This is a genomic window from bacterium (assembly GCA_009926305.1).
Lineage (GTDB): Bacteria > Bdellovibrionota_C > UBA2361 > UBA2361 > RFPC01 > RFPC01.
Map to the genome: position 1 here is coordinate 17,333 of RFPC01000016.1, position 23,559 is coordinate 40,891.

At 46.4% G+C, this 23,559-nt stretch carries 20 protein-coding genes; 3 read left to right on the top strand and 17 right to left on the bottom strand.

Annotated elements, in window-relative coordinates:
* Window positions 1–37: 37 nt before the first annotated feature.
* The 3 genes from EBR25_04455 to tal form a co-directional block, all read right to left on the bottom strand.
* Window positions 38–1,258, bottom strand: coding sequence for a hypothetical protein (locus EBR25_04455; GenBank protein NBW40242.1), 1,221 nt, complete (start codon window positions 1,256–1,258; stop codon window positions 38–40).
* A gap of 6 nt (window positions 1,259–1,264) precedes the next feature.
* Complete coding sequence (gene zwf, locus EBR25_04460) at window positions 1,265–2,785, bottom strand: glucose-6-phosphate dehydrogenase (protein NBW40243.1); 1,521 nt, start codon at window positions 2,783–2,785, stop codon at window positions 1,265–1,267.
* 176 nt (window positions 2,786–2,961) lie between these two features.
* Window positions 2,962–4,077 carry a transaldolase gene (tal, locus tag EBR25_04465; protein NBW40244.1) on the bottom strand — a complete coding sequence of 372 codons (1,116 nt, stop codon included), beginning with the start codon at window positions 4,075–4,077 and terminating at the stop codon, window positions 2,962–2,964.
* A gap of 116 nt (window positions 4,078–4,193) precedes the next feature.
* Between tal and EBR25_04470 the strand changes: the two genes are divergently transcribed.
* Window positions 4,194–4,499, top strand: a complete 306-nt coding sequence (locus EBR25_04470; GenBank protein NBW40245.1) for a hypothetical protein — start codon at window positions 4,194–4,196, stop codon at window positions 4,497–4,499.
* A gap of 170 nt (window positions 4,500–4,669) precedes the next feature.
* Here the strand turns inward: EBR25_04470 and rimO are convergent, their stop codons facing one another.
* From rimO to EBR25_04490, 4 genes are all read right to left on the bottom strand, one after another.
* A complete protein-coding gene (gene rimO / locus EBR25_04475) occupies window positions 4,670–6,214 on the bottom strand; it encodes a 30S ribosomal protein S12 methylthiotransferase RimO (protein NBW40246.1) in 1,545 nt (514 codons plus the stop codon).
* On the bottom strand, window positions 6,171–7,124 hold the full coding sequence (locus EBR25_04480; GenBank protein ID NBW40247.1) for an outer membrane lipoprotein carrier protein LolA: 954 nt from the start codon (window positions 7,122–7,124) through the stop codon (window positions 6,171–6,173). The genes rimO and EBR25_04480 overlap by 44 nt, the downstream gene beginning before the upstream one ends.
* An 82-nt stretch (window positions 7,125–7,206) precedes the next feature.
* Window positions 7,207–9,780 carry a DNA translocase FtsK gene (locus EBR25_04485; GenBank protein NBW40248.1) on the bottom strand — a complete coding sequence of 858 codons (2,574 nt, stop codon included), beginning with the start codon at window positions 9,778–9,780 and terminating at the stop codon, window positions 7,207–7,209.
* An 81-nt stretch (window positions 9,781–9,861) separates the two neighbouring features.
* Window positions 9,862–10,656 (bottom strand): hypothetical protein, encoded by a 795-nt coding sequence (locus EBR25_04490; protein NBW40249.1) that lies wholly within the window; start codon window positions 10,654–10,656, stop codon window positions 9,862–9,864.
* Window positions 10,657–10,916: 260 nt separating this feature from the next.
* Between EBR25_04490 and EBR25_04495 the strand changes: the two genes are divergently transcribed.
* Window positions 10,917–11,342 (top strand): hypothetical protein, encoded by a 426-nt coding sequence (locus tag EBR25_04495; GenBank protein NBW40250.1) that lies wholly within the window; start codon window positions 10,917–10,919, stop codon window positions 11,340–11,342.
* A gap of 283 nt (window positions 11,343–11,625) precedes the next feature.
* Here EBR25_04495 and EBR25_04500 read toward each other — a convergent pair whose 3' ends face one another.
* The gene (locus tag EBR25_04500; protein NBW40251.1) at window positions 11,626–12,855 is read right to left on the bottom strand and encodes an insulinase family protein; all 1,230 of its coding nucleotides are present in this window, start codon (window positions 12,853–12,855) and stop codon (window positions 11,626–11,628) included.
* Window positions 12,848–14,125: an insulinase family protein gene (locus EBR25_04505; GenBank protein ID NBW40252.1), complete on the bottom strand. Its 1,278-nt coding sequence runs from the start codon at window positions 14,123–14,125 to the stop codon at window positions 12,848–12,850. Before EBR25_04505 ends, EBR25_04500 begins: the two co-directional genes overlap by 8 nt.
* 231 nt (window positions 14,126–14,356) lie before the next feature.
* Here EBR25_04505 and EBR25_04510 point away from each other — a divergent pair, with 231 nt between their 5' ends.
* Window positions 14,357–14,674: a hypothetical protein gene (locus EBR25_04510; protein NBW40253.1), complete on the top strand. Its 318-nt coding sequence runs from the start codon at window positions 14,357–14,359 to the stop codon at window positions 14,672–14,674.
* Between the two features lie 2 nt (window positions 14,675–14,676).
* Here the strand turns inward: EBR25_04510 and EBR25_04515 are convergent, their stop codons facing one another.
* The 8 genes from EBR25_04515 to EBR25_04550 all read right to left on the bottom strand — a co-directional run.
* Window positions 14,677–16,269, bottom strand: coding sequence for a sigma-54-dependent Fis family transcriptional regulator (locus EBR25_04515; GenBank protein ID NBW40254.1), 1,593 nt, complete (start codon window positions 16,267–16,269; stop codon window positions 14,677–14,679).
* A gap of 358 nt (window positions 16,270–16,627) precedes the next feature.
* On the bottom strand, window positions 16,628–17,494 hold the full coding sequence (locus EBR25_04520) for an S-methyl-5'-thioadenosine phosphorylase (protein ID NBW40255.1): 867 nt from the start codon (window positions 17,492–17,494) through the stop codon (window positions 16,628–16,630).
* Window positions 17,495–17,531: 37 nt separating this feature from the next.
* Window positions 17,532–18,416: an LpxI family protein gene (locus tag EBR25_04525; GenBank protein ID NBW40256.1), complete on the bottom strand. Its 885-nt coding sequence runs from the start codon at window positions 18,414–18,416 to the stop codon at window positions 17,532–17,534.
* A gap of 5 nt (window positions 18,417–18,421) precedes the next feature.
* Window positions 18,422–19,276: an acyl-ACP--UDP-N-acetylglucosamine O-acyltransferase gene (locus tag EBR25_04530; GenBank protein ID NBW40257.1), complete on the bottom strand. Its 855-nt coding sequence runs from the start codon at window positions 19,274–19,276 to the stop codon at window positions 18,422–18,424.
* Between the two features lie 68 nt (window positions 19,277–19,344).
* Entirely contained in the window at window positions 19,345–19,779 is a 435-nt protein-coding gene (gene fabZ / locus EBR25_04535; GenBank protein NBW40258.1) for a 3-hydroxyacyl-[acyl-carrier-protein] dehydratase FabZ, read from the bottom strand.
* Window positions 19,780–19,906: 127 nt separating this feature from the next.
* Entirely contained in the window at window positions 19,907–20,473 is a 567-nt protein-coding gene (locus EBR25_04540; GenBank protein NBW40259.1) for an OmpH family outer membrane protein, read from the bottom strand.
* Window positions 20,474–20,601: 128 nt separating this feature from the next.
* Window positions 20,602–23,007, bottom strand: a complete 2,406-nt coding sequence (gene bamA / locus EBR25_04545) for an outer membrane protein assembly factor BamA (protein ID NBW40260.1) — start codon at window positions 23,005–23,007, stop codon at window positions 20,602–20,604.
* Between the two features lie 172 nt (window positions 23,008–23,179).
* On the bottom strand, window positions 23,180–23,559 hold a 380-nt coding region (locus EBR25_04550; protein NBW40261.1), incomplete at its 5' end, for an ATP-binding cassette domain-containing protein.

Here is a 23,559-nt window from a genome sequence, read left to right on the forward strand (position 1 = left end):
TGACCAAAAGGTCCGTCATCTCTTTTTGTCTTATCTCTTACAGAGATGGTAAGGGGCGCCCTCCGGTCCATGGAGCTTCAGGTGCTGGTGATAGCTCTGTATGGAGCAGGTCCCCTATGTCTAATGAAGCACTCAGGGCATCTCTGTAGGTTGCTGTTGACTCTCCCCTCGTGTAGTAGCGACGTATGGTAACTTTCGTTGAGCCTTCGTATCGAGGACCAGATAGATGCGATACTGTCTCTCCAGTTTTTAGTGTTGTTTCAAAGTATCCCTCGTCTGTCATGTAAATGTGGATTACGTTTGGTGGAGATTCGTGCAACGTGTTCCGCTCAGAAGCTGAGAACGTAAGTTTACAGTCTTGGACTCCGTGCAGACTGCCTTCGGTGCATGGTACATGCTTGAGTAGCCATCGTCTTCCTTTAGAGGTTATACACTCAATGCCCTTGGCAGAAAGAGAGACCACTCGGCTCTGTAGTTGAGAGACAAACCATCCCATGAGTAATGCTCCTGACGCAGGTACTCGGTTTTGCTCGTCCACATGAGTTCTTATTTCTATGGCATCTAATGATTCATTTATGCGCGAGAGGTTATACTTTAGCGCAACGTTACGCATCTGAGCCCTCCACAAAGCAACTTTTAGCCACTCAACGTCCACAAGTTCACATTCAGATCTTAGAAGATGGCGGAAAACAGATTCTGAGTCTCCCCAATAACTCGACGAGAAGAGGATAGTCGATGCATCGTTGATGAGGCCATTCACAAGTTGATTATTTTCTGGCGCACCGAGAATGATTATTGAGGGACGGAAGCCAACTTGCATTGTCCCACGAACAACACTCAATAGAATGGGCAGAGATGACGGAGTGATACGAGAGAAGATAAGGTCGCTATAACGCTCTCTTCCATCTTCACCTCTAACGATTACACCACCAGCAACGACTTGCTCTTCCAGGGTCTCTCCATGTGGAAGTGGCATCGCCTTCTCATCTATTCCCTCTGTGAATAAAAAGATTCGACCAGGGTTTACTTCCGAGAAAAACTCCGACCATTCGATCGCGCGATTTTTCTGGTCAGATTCTATTCGTGTCTTTTGCGTCTTATCAGCCTTAAGATAATCAAGCACGACAGAATTGGCATTCAGGGGCCGTGAAACTCGGCGTCCCTTGCTCAGCGTTTGCCAACTCTCTTCCATGGCTTGGGCGACGTCTTTGGGCTGTGTTTGCTTTAGATGCCACTCTCTTTCTACTTCATTTTTCATACAATCCTATAGGAGACGCCACTTATGGTCGTAGCGGGCCAGTAGATCCTCGCTTTCCTTTGGCCCCCAAGTTCCACTCTCATAGTTATAAAGTGCTGAAGTCCCTTTTTCCTGCCAAGCTTCGAATAACGGCTCAAGTAGCGACCAGGATTCTTCAATCTCATCACTTCGCGTAAATAGAGTTGCATCACGCTTCATGGCATCAAGCAGAAGGCGTTCGTATGCTTCTGGAGATGAGAGCGCAAATGAATCTTGATACTGAAAGTCCATGAGAACTGATTTCGCTCGCAATCTTGGTCCCGGCGGTTTGGAATTTATACAGAAAGAGATCCCCTCTTCTGGTTGTACCTGAATGGCAAGATAATTCTGTTCAAGGCGAGTAGTCAGTCGTCCCTGAAACATAGTTGATGGTGGTTGTTTGAAGTATATCGCAATCTCCGTTATCCGACGAGGTAGTCGCTTTCCAGCTCGCACATAAATGGGAACTCCACTCCACCTCCAGTTATCGATTTCTAACCGCATGGCAGTATATGTTTCGGTTGTTGAACCTCCTTGAACACCCTGCTCATCGTGATAGCCAGCCACTTTCTCACCCGATATGAAGCCAGGAGCATACTGGGCCCGGATTACTTGAGAGGGCTCTACTCTTTTAAGGGACTTTAATACCTTCACCTTCTCATCTCTGATGCTATCTGGGTCTGATAAGCTGTAAGGTGGCTCGATGCAAACCAGCGCTAACATCTGTAAGAGATGGTTTTGAATGATGTCTCTGGTTATGCCGCTCTGATCAAAATAGCTTGCTCTCGATCCAACCCCGATGCTTTCACAGACGGAGATTTGAACATGATCGATATGCTCACGTGACCAAAGTGGTTCAAAAACCCCATTGGCAAAACGGAATACTAAAATATTTTGTACTGTTTCTTTTCCAAGGTAGTGATCAATTCGATAGATTTGAGTCTCATCAAAGTATTGTTGAAGTTCCGCGTTTAACTCTCTGGCGGAGTTGAGATTAAATCCAAAGGGTTTTTCTACAACCAACGCTGATTGTTGAGGTGAGCCCAGTAGCTTCTTTCCAAGTCCGACCGCTTCTAAGTGTTTAGCAATCGGTCCAAACTGATTTGGAGATGTTGCCAGGTAGAAGAGCGGATTAAAACTTTCTTGAGAGTCCTTCCCCAGCATTTCGATACGAGTTTTTAACTTTTGAAAATCATGTGGATTACCACTATCGAGTGGTTGAAAGAAAAGGCGTGATTCGAAACGTGCCCATACGGTTTCATCAAGAGGACGGCGAGAGTACTGTTGCAATGACTCTTTGGACCGCTGTCGGAATTCATCATCTGACAGCGGAGTTCGCGACGCTCCGATGATATGAAACTCAGAAGGAAGGTAATCGTCTGCAGCGAGATTATAGAGCGCCGGAAGAAGCTTTCTTTGGGTCAAATCTCCTGTAGCCCCAAATATTACTAAGGCCGTACTGGGCGGACGAAGTACCCTGTTCTCACCTTCTTGAAAGAGCCCTTCCATTATGCTGTTCCTCAATGAACTACTTGATTCTCTTTGTATTCCTCATCGTAAGCAGAGTGCCAGATCTTGAGCAGATTCCCAGAACATCAACGTACGCACCTAGACTCGATACTAGCATAGGGCGTATTGACCAGAAAACGCATAACCTGGATGAGTCTATGGGAGTTGGCAGCAATTTAAGCCGCAATGAGCTTAGCCCTCTTCTGTTCTACCGCACTCAGAAGTTCATCATATGATGTTATAAAGGCCTCGACCCCACTTTGCTGAAGCTCCTCAAGGAGGGCTTCAAGATCAATCCCATGCTCCTCCAGTTCTTGGAGCAAGCTCTTTGCTTCTGGGAGACCCTTTGAGATGGTTTCTCGAATCTCAGCATGAGCGAGGAGTGACTCTAGCGTTTGGGGTGGTAGCGTATTAACGGTATCGGAGCCGATGAGCTGCTCCACATAGAGAACTGGAGAAAAAGCCGGATTTTTTGTTCCGGTACTTGCCCAAAGAGGTCGCTGAGCTCGAACTCCCCTTTCTGAATAGTTCGAGAAGGGGGCGCCCCTAAATATCTCTTCGAATGTCTCGTAGGCAAGCTTTGAATTTGCTATCCCAACCGCTCCAATGAATTGCTCTGCTGATGTGCCAAGCGTTTCGCCTCTACGGTTGAGCTCTCGTTCAATGATAGAGTCCACTCGGGATACAAAAAAGCTTGCTACGGAAGAGATGGTTTTTAGCTGATTCTCATTGAGATTATTGAGCGCACTCAAGAATGCGTTTGCAACATTCCGGTATACAGAACAAGAGAAGATCAAAGTAACGTTAACATTAATTCCTTGAGATAAGACTTGTTCGATAGCTCGAATACCTGCCTCTGTTGCCGGTATCTTAATCATGATGTTCGGTCGCTGTAGTCGGTTCCACAGAGACACCGCGGCTTTGACGGTTTCATCAACATTATGAGCGAGTCTTGGAGATACTTCGATACTCGCATATCCATCCGCACCATTTGTTTTATTGTAGGTGTCAAGTAACAGATCTGCCGCTGTGCCCACATCGTCGACCATGAGCGTCTCGCAGATTTGTTCTGCGTTATCACCCCGCCCGGCAAGTTCAGCAATTTTTTCGTCGTAGTGGCTTGTATCTGCAATTGCTTTTTTGAAAATAGTTGGATTACTTGTTAATCCACTCACTCCTAAGTCGAGAAGGCGCTTCAGTTCACCAGAGCGGAGCACGTCGAGCGAGAGGTTGTCATACCAAATTGATTGTCCCAGGTGATTAATCTGTTCCACATATGTATTGAGCGCCATGATTTTCTTTCCTTTAGATTCATCCCCCTCGTCCCTTCAGAGTACACCGAGAAAGATAGAGTACACCGAGAAAGATAGAAAGATGAGTTAGTAGATGAATGTTTTGACGTTGTCCAATGTATACGGCAAAAGTCACCGAGTCACCAGAGAGTTGTAGCAAATTCTCTATGAATGGACGAGAGGAATCCTCTCTTGTGTATAGACTGTGTTCAGGCGTGGAAGAAAGGGCTTATTCCCCTCTTTTAGGCGAAGAGTCACTGAGCTTCTGGGAGGCTCTAACACTTTCGAGTGTATGCAAGCCATCAGTAATGAGCAGAGCTCTATTGGGTAGTGTTGGCTGTCCGACTCGAACAATCGGAGCTGACCCAGACCGAACAGAGATGCAGTTTCCAGTTTGTAAAATGTGTCCTCGAGAGCATTGATTTCTGCTGAGTGGACGACGAATAAGGGGTGGAATGCTGTTCACAAAGAGCTCCTTTACACGTTTGAGACCTTAAACTCGATTGTCCACCCTAATGGGGTCAGCGAAGTAGTCAAATAAAATCTGTAGATATCTGTCTTTCCTGCCCTTTTTGAGAAGAGATTCCGTTTCCTAGAGAGAGGAGAGAGATGTGAGTCTCCCGACAAGGTCATAGCCCGCAATCTCGGTTATTTCTACAGTTCCGAAACTTCCCGCGACACACTCATTTGAGTCAACTGCTTCTTCAATATCATTGATAATTACCTCTCCATCGACATCAGGACCTTGCCAGGCTGTTCGACCTCTCAGTAACAAATCACTCTCTTGATGTAATCCCTCCAGCAAAATCGGTTGAGATGTTCCGATGAACTGTTCTAGATATTTTGCTTGAATATCCTGTTGTAGCTCCATGAGATAGTCGCGTCGAGCCACCTTCTCTTTCTCTTCGACTTGCCCATCAAGTTCGGCTGATGGAGTTCCTTGTTCTTGTGAATACGTAAAAATTCCCACGTGCTGAAAACGAATCTCTCGAAGAAAATCAGCAAGCATCTCAATATCATCCTCCGTTTCTCCTGGATGTCCAACAATGAAAGTCGTTCGGAGTGCTACTTCTGGGGCGGTCTCTCTCATCATCTCGGCCAACGGACGAGGAGCAAACTTCCCAAGCGGACGTTTCATCGCCTTCAAAACGGATTCGCTCACATGTTGCAGGGGAATATCGAGATAGTTCACGACTCTTTTCGCTTCAACGATAACCCTCATGAGTTCTTTTGAAATCCCAAGAGGATAGGCATAGTAGAGGCGTACCCACGGGATTGAAGTCTCTTGATCGATACATCGAAGGAGTGAAGTAAAGTCGTGAGCTGTCGTTTCATTGTCGGGCTTATTTTCAGAGCTGAGTTTTTTTAGGTCCGACCCATAGGCCGTAAGGTCTTGAGCAACCAGATTGATTTCTTTTACTCCCTGAGCGGAGAGGTTATTAATCTCAGATACGATGGATTCTGGCTTTCGGCTTCTAAAGGCTCCGCGTATTTTCGGAATAATGCAAAAAGAGCACGGTCTATTACAACCTTCTGCGATCTTGACATAGGCAGACACAGCGTCAGTCTCAATGACGCGTGGAAGAGTGTCGTCATAGAGAAAATAAGGCCTCGCGCCTTCAAGCAAAGGGGAGTCATAACCCTCTTTGGCTGATTCAATAATGCGAAGCAGGTCATTGCCTCCGAGAAAATGGTCAACTTCTGGCAGACTTTGTTTGAGCTCAGACCCATATCGCTCAACCATACAACCAACAACAATCAATTTCCGCAGACGTTCTTTCTTCAACTCGGAGAGGTCGAGGATAGTATCAATACCCTCTTCCACAGCAGGTTGAAGAAAGCCACACGTATTTACGACTGCAACATCTGCCTGTTCAGGATCATCAACGATTGAGAAGCCAGAACTCCGAAGTGAACCGAGCATAACCTCAGCATCCACTTGATTTTTAGCGCATCCGAGATTGACTACTGATACGGTTCCTAGAAAGTCTTTGCTCGCATCACTTTCATCTCTTTGATTTTTCGTAGCGTTATATGTTCCTGGTTCTAGTGATTGTTGTCCGACTATTTTGAATCGTGAAGTCATAATCCTACTACCTCCTGACCTTATCTCTGAGGTCTTGTATGTCTGTTCCATCTGGAATGTTTATTTGGAAATCTTTTACGGAAAGGGGGACTCCAAGAGCTCGGTCATATATCCTGACAGTAGTACGATTACCGTCTGCATCAACAATCTCAGTTGTCTCAGGGAAATAATCCTCGGCATGAAACCGGATCTTTAGCGTCTTTAGCGCTCCCGCATCATTGAGATTCGGGATGAGAGTCAGTGATATTGCCTCCCCCCTTTGACATCCTTGTATGACTGAGAAGCGCTTACTTAAATCTCCTACGCCAAGAAGAAAAGAAACTGGGATATCAGAGGTGAAGCTCGAGGCTACATTTTGCACGATGAGCTGCTGGTCAACTGGCTGATAAAGTTGAAATTCATTATTGAGAAGTAGAAAGGTCTGAGACTCTGGCTTTTGATACTCCCAGAATAGCTTTCCTGGCATTTCTAACAGCAAGTTGCCGGATGATAGTTCCTCTAGGTCAAGACTCTTTAGATAAGAACGTTGCTGGAAACTCGCTCTTACCGTCCGAATCCTTTGATAGTGTTCTTGAACTGACTGGAGGGCTGCTTGAGATTTTCCTTCAGAGAGTATCATTCCAGAACTTTCGTTCTTGTCTCCAGAGAAACCAAAAATAGCGCATGAAGACTGTTTGAGTTGAGAATGAGTGAAGTTGCTTTCTATGGCGTTATCCCCGAGCTGATGAGCCACCGCGATAATCTCCGCCAAGGGCGCGGCAATAGCCATGGGCACAGCACCCACCACGGATATGGCAATCAGGAGCGAGCTCTTAATGAGAAGTGCAAGGAATGTAGTAGTTATGATGGAGACGCACGGAGTTTTTCTCATCGTGAGAGAGTATCCCGAATTGAGAAAAAGACAAAGAGCAGCGGTAGAATAATAAGCACTCACTCGATTTGGGGAGCTCCGCTTCATCATAGGATCTCACTGGGCCTTTAGGATTCGATAATGAGACACTATTCACGAGGTCTCGCTGGTATCAAAGGACAATCAGGGGATTTTAGTCCTCGTTCGACGCCAAGGGCACTATGATCTGACGAGGCTTGGCTCCATCTTGGGGCCCAACTATCCCCTCTTGTTCCATGGTATCGACGATTCGAGCTGCTCGATTATACCCAATCCGAAATGCCCTTTGTACCATACTTGTGGAGGCCTGACCTCTTTCTAAAACAAACTGAACTGCTTTGTCGTAGAGTGGATCCGAAGTATCAGCCTCCCCTGGCTCAAGGCTGGCACCATTATCCTCGAGTGCCTTCTCGCACATCTCCATCACCGTTGCGTCGTAGTCGGGTGCACAGGTGTCTCGTAGAAAACTGGTTACCTTTCGCACTTCCTGGTCAGAGACGAATGCTCCATGTACCCGCTGGAGGTGGTGTGCGCCCGGCTGAAGAAAGAGCATATCACCTTTGCCAAGCAATCGCTCTGCTCCAGTATTATCGAGAATCGTTCGTGAGTCGATTCGAGAGGAGACGCGGAAGGACACACGAGCGGGAAAGTTCGCTTTAATGAGACCCGTGATGACATCCACGGAGGGACGCTGAGTGGCGAGCAGGAGATGGATACCGGCTGCCCGAGCCTTTTGAGCAAGCCTAGTGATCAGTTCTTCAATGTCTCGACCAGCAGTCAGCATCAGATCTGCCAGCTCATCAATGACTATCAATATCTTAGGAAGCTTTTCTAGTTCTTCAGTAATTATTCTTGAGGGGCCTTCGACTCGTTCGGTCTCACGCTTTTTTAATGATTCATTCACAGTTTGACCAGAAGCCAGATTATTATATGCATCGATATTTCGAACGCCGTACCTTTTTAGTGTTCGATACCGCTCATCCATCTCTTGCACGGCCCATTGAAGGACTGCTTTTGCTTTACGAGGGTCTGTAACTACCGGAACCTTCAGGTGAGGTATACCCTCGTACACGCTGAGCTCAAGTATCTTGGGGTCAATCATGACGAGTTGGAGATCAGAGGGATGCAGTTTGTAGAGTAAGCTCACGAGAATTGCATTGATGCACACACTTTTACCAGTACCGGTAGCTCCTGCTAGCAGCAGATGGGGCATATCCGCGATATAACCAGTTACAGGTGCTCCGTATGTATCCTTCCCCAAAGGCACGGGAAGTCTTGAGCCACCCCCATCTGGTGCGCACTCAAGAAGATCTTTCAGCAACACGGTTTCTTGTGATTCATTGGGTACCTCAATTCCTACTGAACCACGCTGAGGAAGAGGAGCAATTATGCGTATTGATTGAGCTCGTAATGCCATCGCAAGATCATCCTGCAGCCCTGTTATTTTGCCCACTTTTATTCCTGCTGCTGGCTCGAATTCATACATGGTGATTACAGGACCTGGATGCACGTGAGTGATCCTGCCTTGGACATTAAAGTCAGCGAGTTTTGACTGTATCACTTTCGATTGAACCACAAGTTTATCCCGACTGACTGGTTTTGCGGAGGAATTTTTTTGGTCCAAGAGCTCCGTGCTTGGAAAAACGAAGGTAGAGAATCGCTCCTCTTCGTGATGGTCATGATCCTCGTTTATTTCAGCACGACCTTTATGTGCATCCAGATGCCGACTATATGTAGTCGAGTGATCAACCACGACTATTGATTCCGAGAAGTCTTCTGGCTCCGTATGCTCTTGGGACAGTGATTCACTTGATTTGTTTGTTTTCTTCCGTTGTTTGACAGGGGCCTCCTCTGAGGTGATGGCTTGTCGAGATAATATTCTTTCGCGCCGGGAGGTAATGATATTCGCATACGCACTTGTGAGTCGCCGCATTCCCCAGAGCGGAAATGAAATGAAGACAATTGACGAAATCGATATGAAACACCCCATCCCCCACGTGATTGCTTTTGCAAGGAGCCCAAAGACGTGGTTTATAGTCGAGATAAAGGAAGGGCCAAGGCGCTGACCATATGAGACGAGCTGTCTTCCGAGCTTTCCAACCTGCAATCCAAATAAAAGATAGGTAATGGCACTGAGAGTGGTTCCAAGAATGAGCATCGTTCCTGAAAAACCAAAGAGAGGAGTGATGCTGCTCGCAATTGAGTCTCCGACTAGACCACCAGAGTTTTCAGGACTTGCAGATGTGCCGAGAAAGGGTGTCAGTGTAGAAATACATCCCGAGAGCCCCAATAAAAATGCAGTGTATAATACGAGACGGTTTGTCCAGTGCCTCTCAGGAGCACGCTCTTTCTCTCCTTGAAGATTACTGATCATGGAGATAGTACGAAGTATTAATGCAAGCGGTAAAAAGATGCCCGCATACCCAAACCAAAGTGTTACATAGTGCCCGACCATTGCACCTGCTGGCCCCATAATATTTGACACACTTCCCCTGGGCCCTGATTCGAGAGCTTCACTGCTCAGTTGCCAAAAAATATCCGAATAAAGAGGCTCAGATAGGAGTGAAAAGGACAAAAAACAAGCCACGGCGGCGGATAGTAAAGCTCGCATCTCAGCTGTTGGAAGCAGTCTGCTGCTGAGGATGCTCAACAAGTTGGAGAAGCGGCTACTATTCTTGAGGTCTTTTTTTACAGGCCGTTTTTTTGAGCCATTTCGCTTCGCTGCCATAAACAATCTCCCCTTTTCATCCACACGGATAAAAACAACCTTTTACTCTATTTTGTTCGAGCTTTTGTTAACCTTACTACTTTACTGGATTGCAAAACTGCCCGCTCTTTGGAGTTCTAGCTCAATGAGAGCTTGTCGCATACTTTCCTCTACGAGAGACGGCGCTCCTTTCCATCCAGCGCCGTCAATTCCAGAGAAGCGATTATCCACAGAGAGAAGATTGTCTGTGAGGGCGACATCAGTAAAGTGAAAGGTTGCCTCCCATATCGGCTCGCGCGCGTTAGCATAGAGGAAATAGTGAATACCTACCTGTGCGGGAGAATCGCTCCCTATCTTCGAACCTTGACGATCTTGAAACTGGGTGATGACAGTCTCTAAGAGAGCGTTACCGCCCAAAGCGCTCATGAGTTCGATACGTTTTTCGTGTGTGGTTCTATTCCTTCCAAAAATTTTCTCCGCCCTCTGTTGAACGGCTTTCCCAGCGATAGTTTCAACCTGAAGAGTTCCTTCAACGATTTCACCAAGCGAGTTGTCAAATCTTCCTCCATACGAGCGCGCTGAGTCGGCACTGGGGAGAACAAAAATTGGCGCGATGACAACTCGTCTGAGGGCACGCAGGTCATCAGTAGCAGCCCTTTTTGCGATAAGCGGAGGAGGTGTAACCTTTGAGCTGTATACTTCGACAGTCGGTGGGGCCCCTGCTCCTTTCCGTCCTTCGAACAGCGATTTAAGAGCGCAGCCCTGCAAGCCTAGAGAAGCGAAGACAACGATGAGCAGACTGACGGATGGCACAAGAAGATGAGTTATTCCCAACTGTCGGGAAATGCAGTGCTTTTCCATATCTTCGTCTATCCTGGCATCCTGGTACAGTAACATAACAACGCTCTCCCGACTCCTAAAACCTCGTGTTAAGAATAAACTTTCTGAACCAACCATGCCAGTAAAGAAATGGGGTTTTGGGTGAACAATATTGAGTCAATGACGAAGACCATGCCCTCCCAGGCAAGAGGTGGGCACTTTTTGGCGTTTTATCAAAAATCTGGCTCGAACTTCATCCTTCACTTGCTCTCTTGCATTTCTCGATTTAACGTGGCGAAATTCAGATTGTCAGATTAGTTTCAACGAGGAGACCAGTGATGCGCGCCGCGGAAAAAATCATTGAGGGACTTACCCAATTAATGGAAGGATTCATCGAGCTTCAGGGAAAGATCGAGGGCGATTTTGATTCAGATAACGAGGGCCTCGATGAAGAAGACTCGGACCTGAAGATCGAGGTGGATGCGGCGCTCGTTACAGAGATACGTGCAACTCTAGAGGCCGTGATGGATGCAGAGGATTACTCAGCTGATGAGATTGCGAACCTCATTTCTGTGACGCAAGATGCGCTCGAGGAAATTGATCCTGACGTGTTTGAGGATGTAGAGGAAGATGCCGTCGAGGAAGCAGCAGACGATGACGACGATGACTATTATGTCGATGATGACGGCGATGACGACTTCGATTTTGATTATGATGAAGATGAGGACGAAGATGAAGATGAAGATGAGGACGACGAAGAGTAGTCACTTCTGATTGTCACATTCCCCATCGTCTCACTCTTCAGTGCTCTGCTCCTCGGTATTCTCTGGTTTCTCAGCGTTTTGTCAGTTTCTCAGCGCTATCTTCTTTTATGATTGTGTTCTTCTATTATTGTACTGGGTTACTCTTAAGGTGCTGCTCTCTATCCCGTCCAACTCGTAGGACGTATTGGCTCTACTCATACGAATTAGGGCTGATAGCAATTCGGCCCGTATGAACGAGAGCTGTTGAAGCCTAACTTCATATCCTCAAAGGCGATACTCAGGACTACTCCGGGAGCATCACATAGACATTCTGCGAAGTAATGGGGAATTTCTCTAGTACGGCGTGACAGTCAGATAGGGTTACCGCACGGATCTTTTCCATCTCATCCCGAATTGAAAAAATCTCTTGTCGGTATTGAAAGGAGAGTGCATTGGCCATTGCCTTTCCTAGGGGAAGTTCGCTATCCATGACAAGTCGGCTCAGCGCCTTAGTTCGAGCACGCTCAAGCTCATCGTTCGAGATATGGTCATGTACACCCTTAAAAACCTCAAAACTCTTGTCGCGTACCTCCTCCCAGCTATCAGGAGCGGTTGAGGAACTAAACATCCAACACCCCACGCCGTCTTTTTCCTCCGTATCAATACTTGCATATTCCGCAATCCCTGAATCAACCAGTTTCCAGTAGAGACGTGAGTTTTGAGAATCTCCAATGATACTCGATAGAAGCATTGCAGCATGACGAAGAGGATCTTTCGCAGCTGGTCCATCACAGAGCCCGAGGAGATGCGCTTGAGTGTTCTTTTTATGCCGAAATAGAAATTCTCTGCCTCTATTTTGGGTGTGACTTGCCGGAGAGTCTTCAACGGCATTCACTGGGAGCCCAAAGGAGCGAGATTCGGTCAATTCAGCATAATAATCTGCATCCAAGTCACCACAAAGAGATACCACCAGGTTTGGAGACGAGTAGCGCCGCTTTACATAGGCAGACATCTGAGGTTGAGAAATTGCAGAGACTGAATCAGTTGTTCCGAGGACTGACTGTCCTACCCCATGCTCTCCAAAGAAGTCCGAAACGGCGCGCTCATAAAGAACGTAGTTGGGTTTATCTTGATAAAGAGCAATCTCTTCGAGAATAACCTTCTTCTCCATATTGAACTCTTCCTCAACAAGCGAAGGCATCATCATATCGAGAAGGAGATCATGCAGTCTTTCAACGTTTTCTTTTAAAACAGTGCCGTAGAAAACAGTTTGCTCATCAGAGGTATATGCATTTACCTGTGCACCGAGGTCGCCAAAGGCAAGAGTTAAGTCCATACCACTCCGATTCGGAGTGCCCTTGAATACCATATGCTCAAGAAAATGAGATATGCCGTGTTCGTCATCTCTTTCATCCCGGGCGCCCGTCTTTACGAGAACTGCAACTGATGCCCCCTGCCCTTGAAAGCTGCGGTCAAGGATAAAGGTTTGTTGATGAGCGAGTTTTCTAAGCGAAACGGCTGATTCACTAGTCATAAGAACTTCCCTCTTCTATCTGTGTCCATGTTCCAAAATTTTTGGCCCCCAGTGTTAAGGCCATCGGATTAGCGAGAGGATATTCCCTCAATAGCTGATTTAAAGCCTCAAGGTTTACCTGTTGAATGCCATCCTGCAACTCTTGCATACTTCGAATTCTTTTCACGAGGAGCCAGTCAGAAGCATTTGAGCGTGCCCGCGAGCTTGTCGACTCTTCGCCCAGAATCATCTGAGTAATCAGATTGTTCTTAGCGCGGTCCAGTTCTGCATCGCTGAGATCCTTGAGTGGATCAGCCATGATATCTTGTATCACTGAGTACGTTTCATGGACCCGCTCTGGTGTTGTTCCAGCATAGACTGTTAAATGACCATATTCTGGTCGCCCTGCGTGTTGTGCAAAAACTGAGTAACAAAGCCCTCTTTTTTCTCTCACCTCAATGAATAATCGCCCGAACATTCCTCCAGAAAGAATCTGTGAGAAGACTTTTCCAGCATAGTAAAGCTCAGAGCCGAATGGTGGTGCTGAATATCGAAGTACGAGCTGTTGTTGCGAACCTTCAAACGGCAGATAGAAGAATTCCCGCTTAGGAAAACTGGTAACTGCAGGCATTGTCTCGCACTTTCCCTTCCAGTCGGAAAACTCGCCGGATATTAAATCTCTCATTTCAGTAAGGTCAAATTTACCAGCGATAGAAAGGATTGCACCATCTGGACCAAAGCGGTTCCCCCACTGTTCTTTTAGCTCTTCTGCCGTTAGGGAGAGAATATCGGACTCCTCACCTAAGGGACTCTTATTGAAGGGTTGAGGGAAATATCGCCGCGAGAGCTCCAGCATAGCCCACCGACTTGGAGATTCTTTCAGTGAGCGTATTTCATGAAGAAATAATGATTTCACGGACTCCACTGCTGCTTCAGGGAAAGTAGGACTCGTAATCATTACCTTCATAAGTTCAAGAGCCTTTTTACAGTGCTCTGGTAGGAATTGAGAACGGAGAGTCGTTGTTAGTGACGATGCAGCCTCTCCATGGCGTATCCCCTTATTATCAAATTCTGTGAGAAGTTCTTCACTCGAGAGCTCTCCTGCACCTCGGCTTAGGAGCTCAGCCAGGAGTAATGCGGAGCCCGCCTTGCCCGGAGAATCGTGAATGACACCGCCTGGACACAACATATCGACAGCCACATAGTCAACATACGCAAGCGGTAGGCAGATGACCTGAAGTCCATTATTCAGTTGCCATTGGGTAGTTCTTCCGTCGTCTAAATCTCCCATGCTTCCCCCAGCAATAAATCAGAGATGAAAAAATTGAGCGCTGATTAACCCCTATCCGATGCAAAGACCCCATAGGGAAACAACCCTGAACAGAGACTCTCCACGAAGATACACGCTTTACGCAGGAACCAAAACTGCTTCTAAAGACAACACGAATAGTATTGCGTAGATCTATGCTCTCATTGACAATATAGAAAGTTTGTTTAGAGAGAACCAGTGTATTTTCGGAATATGGCTGAATTACCAAAAGATAGCGCCTCCTCTCGATCATGTGCTCAGTGTGGGACTCCGGTGGTCCTTGCTCCAGGGCAATCCATCGGTCGTACTGAAGTGTGTGATTCTTGTGGAGCAGATCTACATGCCTGTGTGCAATGCGCGCACTACGACGAGAGCTCGTATAATGAATGTAGAGAGCCTCAGGCTGACAGGGTGGTTGATAAGGAACGCTCAAATTTTTGTGACTACTTCTCGATGTCTAGCACGGGAAGGCGAGCCAAAGATGGCACTAATAAAGAGGCTCTTAAGAAGTTGGATGATCTCTTCAAGTAAGGCTACTCAATCGAAGCATTTGGACTTTCTTCATCCGACGAATCGACTTCTTCTCCCTGCAGTTTCTGATCCTCTTGTTCCTCTTCCGCGGCTTCTTCAGGATTCAGATCTACAATAGCCGTTTGTGGGGCTTCTTCAGTACTAGGAGCACTGTCTTTTACGGTGTTTTCCTTGGTAGAATTTCGGTTGCCTTCTAATGATTCAGTGATACCAAGCTTGTCCATTTTGTACTTAAGAATGCGCCTGCTTATTCCAAGAAGCTCAGCAGCACGAGTTTGTATGAACCCAGTTTTTTGAAGAGCTTTCATAATAATCTCGCTCTCGAATTGTTTCTCAGCCTCTTCAAAGCTAAGGCCTTTTTCAAGCACTCGAAACTGCACAGGCTCGATTTCATTATTTTTCAGAAGTCGATTCGGCAAATGCTCTGGCATTACGAGCTCACTGGGGCATAGGGCAAGTACACTTTCGATCACGTTTTCTAATTCTCTTATATTTCCAGGCCAAGAATATTCGCGGAAGATAGTCCATACCTCCTCTGAGAATTCAAGCGTTCCTCGTTTGTAGGAGTCTTTAAATTGTTCGAGAAAGTGGCTGACAAGTATTGGAATATCTTCATAGCGATCTCGAAGAGGAGCAAGTTCAAGATTTACGACATGAATTCGATAATACAAATCTTGTCGAAACTTGTTTTCTTTTACAAGGTCTTCAAGCTTTTGATTTGTTGCTGCAACCACTCGAACATTCACTCGACGTGCAACTGAGCTGCCTACTCTCAGAAATTCTTGCTCTTGCAAGAATCTCAACATTTTGACTTGAACGGATAGACTGAGTTCCCCAATTTCATCGAGGAATAACGTGCCTCCATGAGCTAGTTCAAAGTGTCCAACCCGCTCATCTACTGCGCTTGTGAATGAGCCACGCTCATGACCGAATAACTCGCTTTCAACTAAACTTTCTGGAATAGCAGCACAGTTAATCGGTACGAAAGGACCATCTGACCGCTCACTCTGTTCATGAATACGACGAGCAATCAGCTCTTTTCCAACCCCAGATTCTCCTGTGATGAGGACTGTACTGTCATGTTTCGCAACTTGGTCGACTTTATCGAGTAGCTCTCGAATGAGAGATGACTCGCCAACGACTGTGCCGTTGTTCAGAGGAGCATTTCTTATCACATTTTTACTGCTTGCCAGTCGTTCGTTTACGGAGGATGAAGAAGATGTTATCTCTTTCTTCGATTCATTGTTGAGAGTTGTGACGATGAGCGAGCTGAGTTCGTCAACATCAAAAGGTTTATTTAAAAAATCAATGGCTCCATACTTCATAGATTGGACGGCAGTTCTTACTGTATTTGCTCCGCTCAGCATAATAACTGGTATGGTTGAATCAATTTGACGCAACTCTTTGAGCGTCTCAATCCCATCTTTTTTGGGCATCGTAATATCAAGAAGAACGAGGTCCGGTCGTTCGCTGGAGAAAAGGGTAACTGCTTCCTGACCATCTGAGGCAGTTACAACTTGGAATTGATTTTTGAAAAGTAGAGAAAGAGAGCTCCGTACACTCTCTTCATCATCGACAATCAAAATACTCTTCATTTTTACCAACCCTTCTTAAAACGCTTAGGCCATGGTTATGACCAGTTGAGTGATGAGGCTTGCGAGGAAGTATCGGCTACAAGCTCTCTATCTTCTTGCAGGGGACGAGCCTGACACACACACTTCAGTTCCATATAATAAACAGGCCTCTGAGGTTCACCAGCCTTATTCTGTTAAGATGCTGGTATGTTCAAAAACGAACCACCCATGGTAATAATTGTACACGTAGTGCCCGCACAGAAAAAGTTCGGTATTTCCAGACACTAATCCCCTCATTCTGGCGGCGGACTATTGCTCAGTGCTACTTGCGCTGCTGGGAGTCTAAGGAAGACCTCTCCCGCATGAAGATTTGGGAATGTTAACGCAGTAGTACCTGCAACACCTCTGGATGGGGTGCATTCTCTACTGGAGTCATAAGAGCACTAGACAGGCTAGACTTTTCCTTTTCGGTTCGTGGAATATTACGCATACAGCGAACGAGGTCTGGCAACGCGGCCCTGACGGTTGCCGTTGAGCTCTGAAGGACTTCAAGAACTCCAGCGACATTCACGTCATCAGCACTGCTGTGCCAGCAGTCATAGTCAGATACCATCCCGAGTAAGGCGAACTTCATTTGAGCTTCAAAAGCTAAGCGGACTTCTGGGCAGGCCGTCATTCCAATGATTGAGACCCCGAAGCTTCTGTAGATTTGACTTTCAGCCCGTGTTGAAAGATGTGGTCCCTCAATGCAGATGTAGGAGCCTCCTCGGTGGACTTTTGCTCCACTACGTTCAATGGTCTGATTCTTTGAGAGAGTGAGAGACAGATCCTCTATCAGGTCGAGAGCAAAGGGATCGGCTGAAGCAGGATATCCAGTAAGCCCATCACCAAGATACGTTTGATTTTTTCTGAGCGTCCAATCAATGAGCTGGTCTGGGAAGAGGAAATCACCCGGTGCCACATCTTCTTTCATGCTTCCAACGGCAGAGATGCTTAAGCAGCTTGTAACACCCACTTGCTTAAGAGCGAAAATATTCGCTTTATAATTGAGTTCGTGCGGAAGGTGCTCATGATGCTCACCGTGTCGTGCAAGAAAGAAAACTGGTTGCTGCTCAAAGTTCAGCTCGACAATGGATGCCGAAGGTTTTCCGAAAGGAGTTGTAATATCGTGTTTCGCTTTAAACTCAAAGCCTGGCAGCTCGTACATTCCAGAGCCACCGATAATACCAATTGTTTCCATAGTCATCTCTTACTCCCTACCATTCCTTCATCTGGACTCATTATCAGATCTGACAATCTTCGAATGTAGAACTCAAGTCATCAAGGGACTCGAATCCCATGATAGCTATTCCATAGCTGTTCGCCAATCGCTTAATCTCTTGAACATCTGAGAGTATTGCGCCATTCATCTCAAGTATCAAAGCTGAACACCCTGAATCCTGCATGAGGGTAATTGTTTTTGGACCAATAGCAGGGAGATCGACTCTTCTATCTTGCTGAGGTTTAGGAAGCTTTACAACGACGCCTCCGCCGGTAGATAAATACTTCTTCGAGCGACGGATGCAACTATCGGTCCCTAAGAAGTTTTCTTGAGCAACAACCAAATGATCCTTCACAACTACAGTCTGTCCCTTATCCGCGGCACCGAGCTTTTTTGCTGCCTCCCAGCCTACCATAGCCGCTTTCCACTCTGATTTTGATAGAGAGCGATTGGTCAGTAATTTCGTAGAGAGGATGTGATCAGACAAAAAATCAACTGGATTGAGGACCTTGAATCCAAGCGCCTCGAATGCCGTTGCCACATTTCTGAGTATGCCATCATCTCGTAGGGAGGGAAGTTGTAATGCAACCTTTAGCCCAAGCCTATCTGGCAAGAAATGTTTCCATAAGGCACTTCTTCGTATTCCACCGAGAAATACAACATCCTGAACCCCATGATGACGAAAGAATCGAGAGATTTTCCCAAGTTGACCTACCCGAACTGGAATACTTGCGGTTGCCTTTTCCAAGACCTGAGGCTCCGTCTCCCCGCTATGGTAGGCGACCACAACAGAAAATCCTCTGGCAACAGCGCTATCCACGAGGAGACACGGAAAAGAACCATTTCCTGCTATGAGACCGAGTGGAGGTTCCTGTTTTGATGCAGCATCATGCATGCTTTCATCCATTCTTGCTATGAGCTGGTTGTGTCACGTTCTTGCTGTGAGGAAGACCCTGAGCGATCGGTAGAGAGGCTTGTAGAGGCAACTCCGCGCTCTGACTCAGAGATGAAGGATATGAATTCCGCAGTATAGGGAGACTTAAAATCTTGCTGTCTTAGCTGCTCAAGCTTTTCTTTCATTTTCCCTTTCTTCAGCAGGAGTTCTCGATAAACAAGTTTGAGTTCTCGAACGACATCTGGCTCAAAACCCCTACGCCGAAGACCGATAGTATTGAGGCCATACAGTTGCGCACGATTTCCTTCTGCAAGACAAAACGGGGGGATGTCTTGAACGACCATAGCTCCGCCCCCGATGAAAGCATGATTGCCGAGGCGAACGAACTGGTGTACTCCACATAGACCACCAACGGTTACAAAATTTCCAACTGTGACATGACCTGCTAGAGCCACATTATTCGCTATAATGTTATTGCTGCCGATGATCGAGTCATGTCCAACGTGACTCGATACCATGAAAAGATTTTTATCACCAATAGTAGTTGCCATTACTCCACCCGCTGTACCCGGCTGGAGGGTTACATATTCTCTTATAAGATTATCATCACCGATGATGAGTTCACTGTTTTCTCCGGAGAACTTAAGGTCTTGTGGTTCTGAGCCGATGGAGGCAAACGAAAATACCTTGTTGCGTGCCCCGAGTCGCGTCTTACCACTAATCACGACATGAGCGGCTATTTGTGAGCCGTCTCCCAATTCAACATGAGGACCAATGATAGAATATGCACCAATTGAGACACTCTTTCCAAGGCGTGCTTGGTGGTGGACTAGAGCAGTCGGATGAATTTCTGAGGGATCATTATTAAACATGTGTTCTCTTTTTCCTCGCTAAAGGGAAAGTGATATCTCAGTCTCTCTATAGCTTCTCTGATGTAACTCTACACCTCTACCTCAGCGGCATTGATAATAGCGCTAGCTGCAAGTTCTCCGTTTACGGTGGCAGTCCCTTGAATAATTAGCAATTGACGCTTCTTCTTAACCAGTTGGGTTTCAAGTACTAGGGTGTCACCGGGAACTACCTGTCTTCGCCATTTGACATCTGTAGTGCCTACTAAGAAATACTCCCGCCCTTCCTCTGGCTCAAAACCTGGGCTCATTTTTGATAGAATACAGGCCGATTGTGCAAGTGCCTCTATCATGAGTACTCCTGGCATAATAGGCTTTTGAGGAAAGTGACCTTGAAAAAACTCTTCGTTTGCGGAGAGATTCTTTATGGCTTTAATCCGTTTCCCAGGCTCCAACTCCACGACCCTATCAACAAATAGAAAGGGATATCGATGGGGTATTAATTTCTTAATATCATTTACATCCAAGACCGTCTCTCCAGCATGTGCCTGAGATTCTATTTCCTGTGATTGTTGTTCTGCCACTTCCACTTCTCCTCCTATCTTCACGGTGACGAGCCGCCCGCTGAGCTATGCAACTTACCGCTTATTCAGACTACAAAGACATAACCTGTTCATTCAATAGCTTTATAAGTTTATCTGTAATATCTCTATTCGGAGCCGCATAAACCACTACCTGCGGATCCTTCTCCATGACAATTGCTGTGGCATTTCCCTCGACACACTGCGGGATAATCTCGCGAATCTTCTCCACGAGCTTTGCGATTTGCTGATTACTCTTGCGTCCCAGTAATTCTTTTTCATCTTGCACTTTTCGAGCAAGCTCTTTTTGTCGGAGGACAATGCCATCTTTTTTCTCCTGTAGAGCATCTGGAGAAAGAAGAGAGGACTGTTTTTGGAGCTTTTCTTCGTCAGCACGAATTTCTTCTGAAATTCTTTCCAATTCAGAGCGGCGCTCAAGAGCCTCACTTTCCATTTTCTTTCGAAGTGCTTTCCCCGCCTCACTCTTTGAGATCACATCTTGAATGCTCACCACAAAGATCTCTTCGGCAATAGCGAGAGCAGTTTTCTCTATGGGAAGGATAGGTATGAGGAAAATGAAGGTAAGTGCTATTTTCGCTCTTACATACAAGGTTTGAAGTATATTTCCTGAACTACCCATGCGATTTCACTCCCTCTCTCTTTCTTTAACCCTACTTCGAGTCAGGTAGACTATAAAGAAAGTTCACGATAGAGACAACCAAGCGCCAATTTAGAAGTATTGGGGGAATCTGCTGTTTGCTCCAAGGGTTATAGCGGCGCACCGAAAGAAAAGAGGGTTACCATTCCGTCCTCGCCATCCTCTTTATCAAGCGGAAATCCGAATTCAACTCGAATAGGCCCCATCGGTGAACTCCATCGTACGCCAAATCCATACGCCTGGCGCAAAGCTCCAAAGTCTAGGGACTGATTGTCATCAAAGGCTTGCCCGATGTCGTGGAAGAGCACTCCGTTAAGACCGGCAGATGTCAGGACCGGGAAAATGATCTCAAGACTATTCACGACTTCTTTGCTTCCCCCGTACTCATTGCCATCAGCGTCCTTGGGACCAAGTGTTCTCGCTTGAAATCCTCTTACCGAATTAATGCCTCCGGGAAAGAACCGTCGAAATAGCGGCAACTGGTCATTCTTATCAAACGTTTCGCCGTAACCGAATCGTGTTCTCCAGCCAAGAACTACCGATGTTCCATTTTCAAAGCTGGTCAGTGGACGGTAAAACTGATTTCTAAAGGAAAAAAGGTAGTACTCCTCAGTGCCCCCTAGTCCCGTTAGCTCCAATGACAATCTCTGACGTGATCCATTTGTTGGATTTAGGGGATTATTGATGGTATTTCGAAATAACTGCGGAGTAATGCCAGACGCAGTAGAGCGTCCTTCTGAATCAATAACGAACTGAGCCGCATCTGCAGGATCAACATTGGAAATCTCTACTTCAAGATATTCATATTGCATTGAGAAATTTATATCTTGAGACCATTCTCCAAAGAACTCCTCCAACGGATATCCGAGAGAGAGGCTTCCGCCATTGATCTGCCGATCGAAGTCGATGAATTCCCTTTCTGTGAAACTGAGTTCAGTACCAAAAATCCAATATGAGTCATGGAATCTTCTATCTCGGTACGAGAAAATGAAGTTCTCACGTTGGGCGCCCAGGTCCGCATTGAGCGTTATTGCCTTTCCCGAACCAAAGACATTGTTTTCAGATAAGCGAGCATTAAATAGAGCGCCTTGACCGCTAGAAAATCCAGCTCCTGCGCTAAAAGTTCCAGTCGCTGCTTCTCTAACGTTAACCGTTAAATCGACTTGGTCATCGCTGCCTTCGATCGTATCGGTTGAGATATCGACCTCTTCAAAATAACCAAGCCTCCTGAGAAGTTGTTCACTTCTCTTCAACTTTTTACTCGAGTACGTCTCTCCCTCTATCAGCCGAATCTCTCTTCGAATTACATTATCATAGGTCTTCGTATTGCCCTTGATTTTTACCTTGTCAACGGATACCTGCTTTCCTTTGTCAATTTGATACACGACTTCAACAGTCCTTTCTGAAGGATTAATTCGGGTATCAGGAACAACGTTGGCGAACGCATATCCTCGATCACTGAACTTTTCAGTAATTTGAAATACATCCCCGCGCATCGCTTCTGAGGAAAAAGTATCCCCTATACCAAGTCGCACTCCTTCTACAGTTGCTGCAACAGAACCGTCGATGAGATCTCCTTTCGCCGAGACTGCAGAGATCGAATAAACCTGCCCCTCTTCTATATCGAAAGAGATATGAATCCCGTCATCCTGAACCTCTACGGAAGGCTCACTGACCGTTCCATCGAGGTATCCATGGTTCAGAAAGTATTGTCGGATGAGTATCCTATCATTTTTCAAGAGCTCTTCGCTCAGGCGTCCTGAACCGAAGAGCCAGGAGTTCCACCATTTATAGCGAGATGTTTGCATTACATCCCTGAGATCACTTTCCTCGATCTGGCTGAGTCCGCGAAAAGTGACCGAACGAATTTTTAATCTCTTTCCTTCGGTGACTTGAAAGGTAACGTCAACCTGATTATCGCCCACTGGAGCGATTGAGTAGTCAAAGTCTGCTCGAAAGAAGCCGCGGGACTGATAGAAAGCCTTTGCCTGTCGAATCAAGTGTCGGATAACAGCAGCATCCAAAAATCGCCTCTGTTCGAAGTCGAATACGGGAACCAGATCTTTTTCGTCGATCTCCATATTCCCTTGAATGAACACCTTTCTTACTACTGGCTTCTCCGAGAAGGAAAATACGAGTACACGTTCACCAGAGGTGCTTCTTTCTAGTCCCGCACTCACTTGGTCGAAGAAGCCAGTCTCGTATAAGCTTTTGATTTGTTGAGAAATATCACTTCGTTTCGAGATTCCTGACTGGATCGTAATTTGTGATCGAATTGCTTCCTCATCAATTCGCTGCATACCTCTCAGTTCGATATGTTGAAAGCGAAGGGTCGTTGATGCATTTCCTTGATTCGAAAACTCTTGTGCTAAGAGAGATAGTGGGAGTAGAGAAACCAGTACTACGTTGAGCACAGCAGCCAATGAAACAGCAGCCAATGAAAACGAACGCGCATATCTCCGCCGGCCGATTTGCCCTTGAGTTTTAGATTCTCGGGTATTCATCCCCCTCCCCATCAATTTGCGTGATCCTTGTCATACCCTTCAGGGAGAAAACTCTCAAGCTATTCAGTATATTCACGGGTTTTGAGCCATTTGGGAGCTCAAGTATTATTGGCTTTAAGGGAGGGGGCTATGTCAGGAACGCGGTTTTAGAAGCTGGCAGAGAGGTTCCCCTACAAAGGGATGGCTATGCCTTGAGAGAAAGTGCTCCTCCTGAGCTCATGACATATTCAACATCCATGCTAGTCGATAAGTCAGCACTATGAGTCACTACGATTAAAGTCCCACCATATTCAGTCACGAGTTGTGAGAGGAGTTCGGTCACTGATTGAGAATTCTTGGGGTCAAGATTGCCCGTTGGTTCGTCAGCCAGCAGAAGTTGGGGTTTCGCTACAACTGCACGCGCAATAGCCACACGCTGCTGTTCGCCGCCTGAAAGTTCTGATGGACGGTGTTCACCCCTATTTGCTACATCCACTCTTTCCAGAAGACTATCTGCTGTTTCCGCAGCATCTCTTTCGTTCTCACCTTTTATCAGAAGCGGCATCATCACATTTTCTTTTGCTG

What these genes read in the sequence shown, in the direction of transcription:
- EBR25_04455 (NBW40242.1), bottom strand. Translation starts at nt 1,258, where the DNA reads ATGAAAAATGAAGTAGAAAGAGAGTGGCATCTAAAGCAAACACAGCCC.
- zwf (NBW40243.1), bottom strand. Translation starts at nt 2,785, where the DNA reads ATGGAAGGGCTCTTTCAAGAAGGTGAGAACAGGGTACTTCGTCCGCCC.
- tal (NBW40244.1), bottom strand. Translation starts at nt 4,077, where the DNA reads ATGGCGCTCAATACATATGTGGAACAGATTAATCACCTGGGACAATCA.
- EBR25_04470 (NBW40245.1), top strand. Translation starts at nt 4,194, where the DNA reads ATGTATACGGCAAAAGTCACCGAGTCACCAGAGAGTTGTAGCAAATTC.
- rimO (NBW40246.1), bottom strand. Translation starts at nt 6,214, where the DNA reads ATGGAACAGACATACAAGACCTCAGAGATAAGGTCAGGAGGTAGTAGG.
- EBR25_04480 (NBW40247.1), bottom strand. Translation starts at nt 7,124, where the DNA reads ATGATGAAGCGGAGCTCCCCAAATCGAGTGAGTGCTTATTATTCTACC.
- EBR25_04485 (NBW40248.1), bottom strand. Translation starts at nt 9,780, where the DNA reads ATGGCAGCGAAGCGAAATGGCTCAAAAAAACGGCCTGTAAAAAAAGAC.
- EBR25_04490 (NBW40249.1), bottom strand. Translation starts at nt 10,656, where the DNA reads ATGTTACTGTACCAGGATGCCAGGATAGACGAAGATATGGAAAAGCAC.
- EBR25_04495 (NBW40250.1), top strand. Translation starts at nt 10,917, where the DNA reads ATGCGCGCCGCGGAAAAAATCATTGAGGGACTTACCCAATTAATGGAA.
- EBR25_04500 (NBW40251.1), bottom strand. Translation starts at nt 12,855, where the DNA reads ATGACTAGTGAATCAGCCGTTTCGCTTAGAAAACTCGCTCATCAACAA.
- EBR25_04505 (NBW40252.1), bottom strand. Translation starts at nt 14,125, where the DNA reads ATGGGAGATTTAGACGACGGAAGAACTACCCAATGGCAACTGAATAAT.
- EBR25_04510 (NBW40253.1), top strand. Translation starts at nt 14,357, where the DNA reads ATGGCTGAATTACCAAAAGATAGCGCCTCCTCTCGATCATGTGCTCAG.
- EBR25_04515 (NBW40254.1), bottom strand. Translation starts at nt 16,269, where the DNA reads ATGAAGAGTATTTTGATTGTCGATGATGAAGAGAGTGTACGGAGCTCT.
- EBR25_04520 (NBW40255.1), bottom strand. Translation starts at nt 17,494, where the DNA reads ATGACTATGGAAACAATTGGTATTATCGGTGGCTCTGGAATGTACGAG.
- EBR25_04525 (NBW40256.1), bottom strand. Translation starts at nt 18,416, where the DNA reads ATGGATGAAAGCATGCATGATGCTGCATCAAAACAGGAACCTCCACTC.
- EBR25_04530 (NBW40257.1), bottom strand. Translation starts at nt 19,276, where the DNA reads ATGTTTAATAATGATCCCTCAGAAATTCATCCGACTGCTCTAGTCCAC.
- EBR25_04540 (NBW40259.1), bottom strand. Translation starts at nt 20,473, where the DNA reads ATGGGTAGTTCAGGAAATATACTTCAAACCTTGTATGTAAGAGCGAAA.
- bamA (NBW40260.1), bottom strand. Translation starts at nt 23,007, where the DNA reads ATGGGGAGGGGGATGAATACCCGAGAATCTAAAACTCAAGGGCAAATC.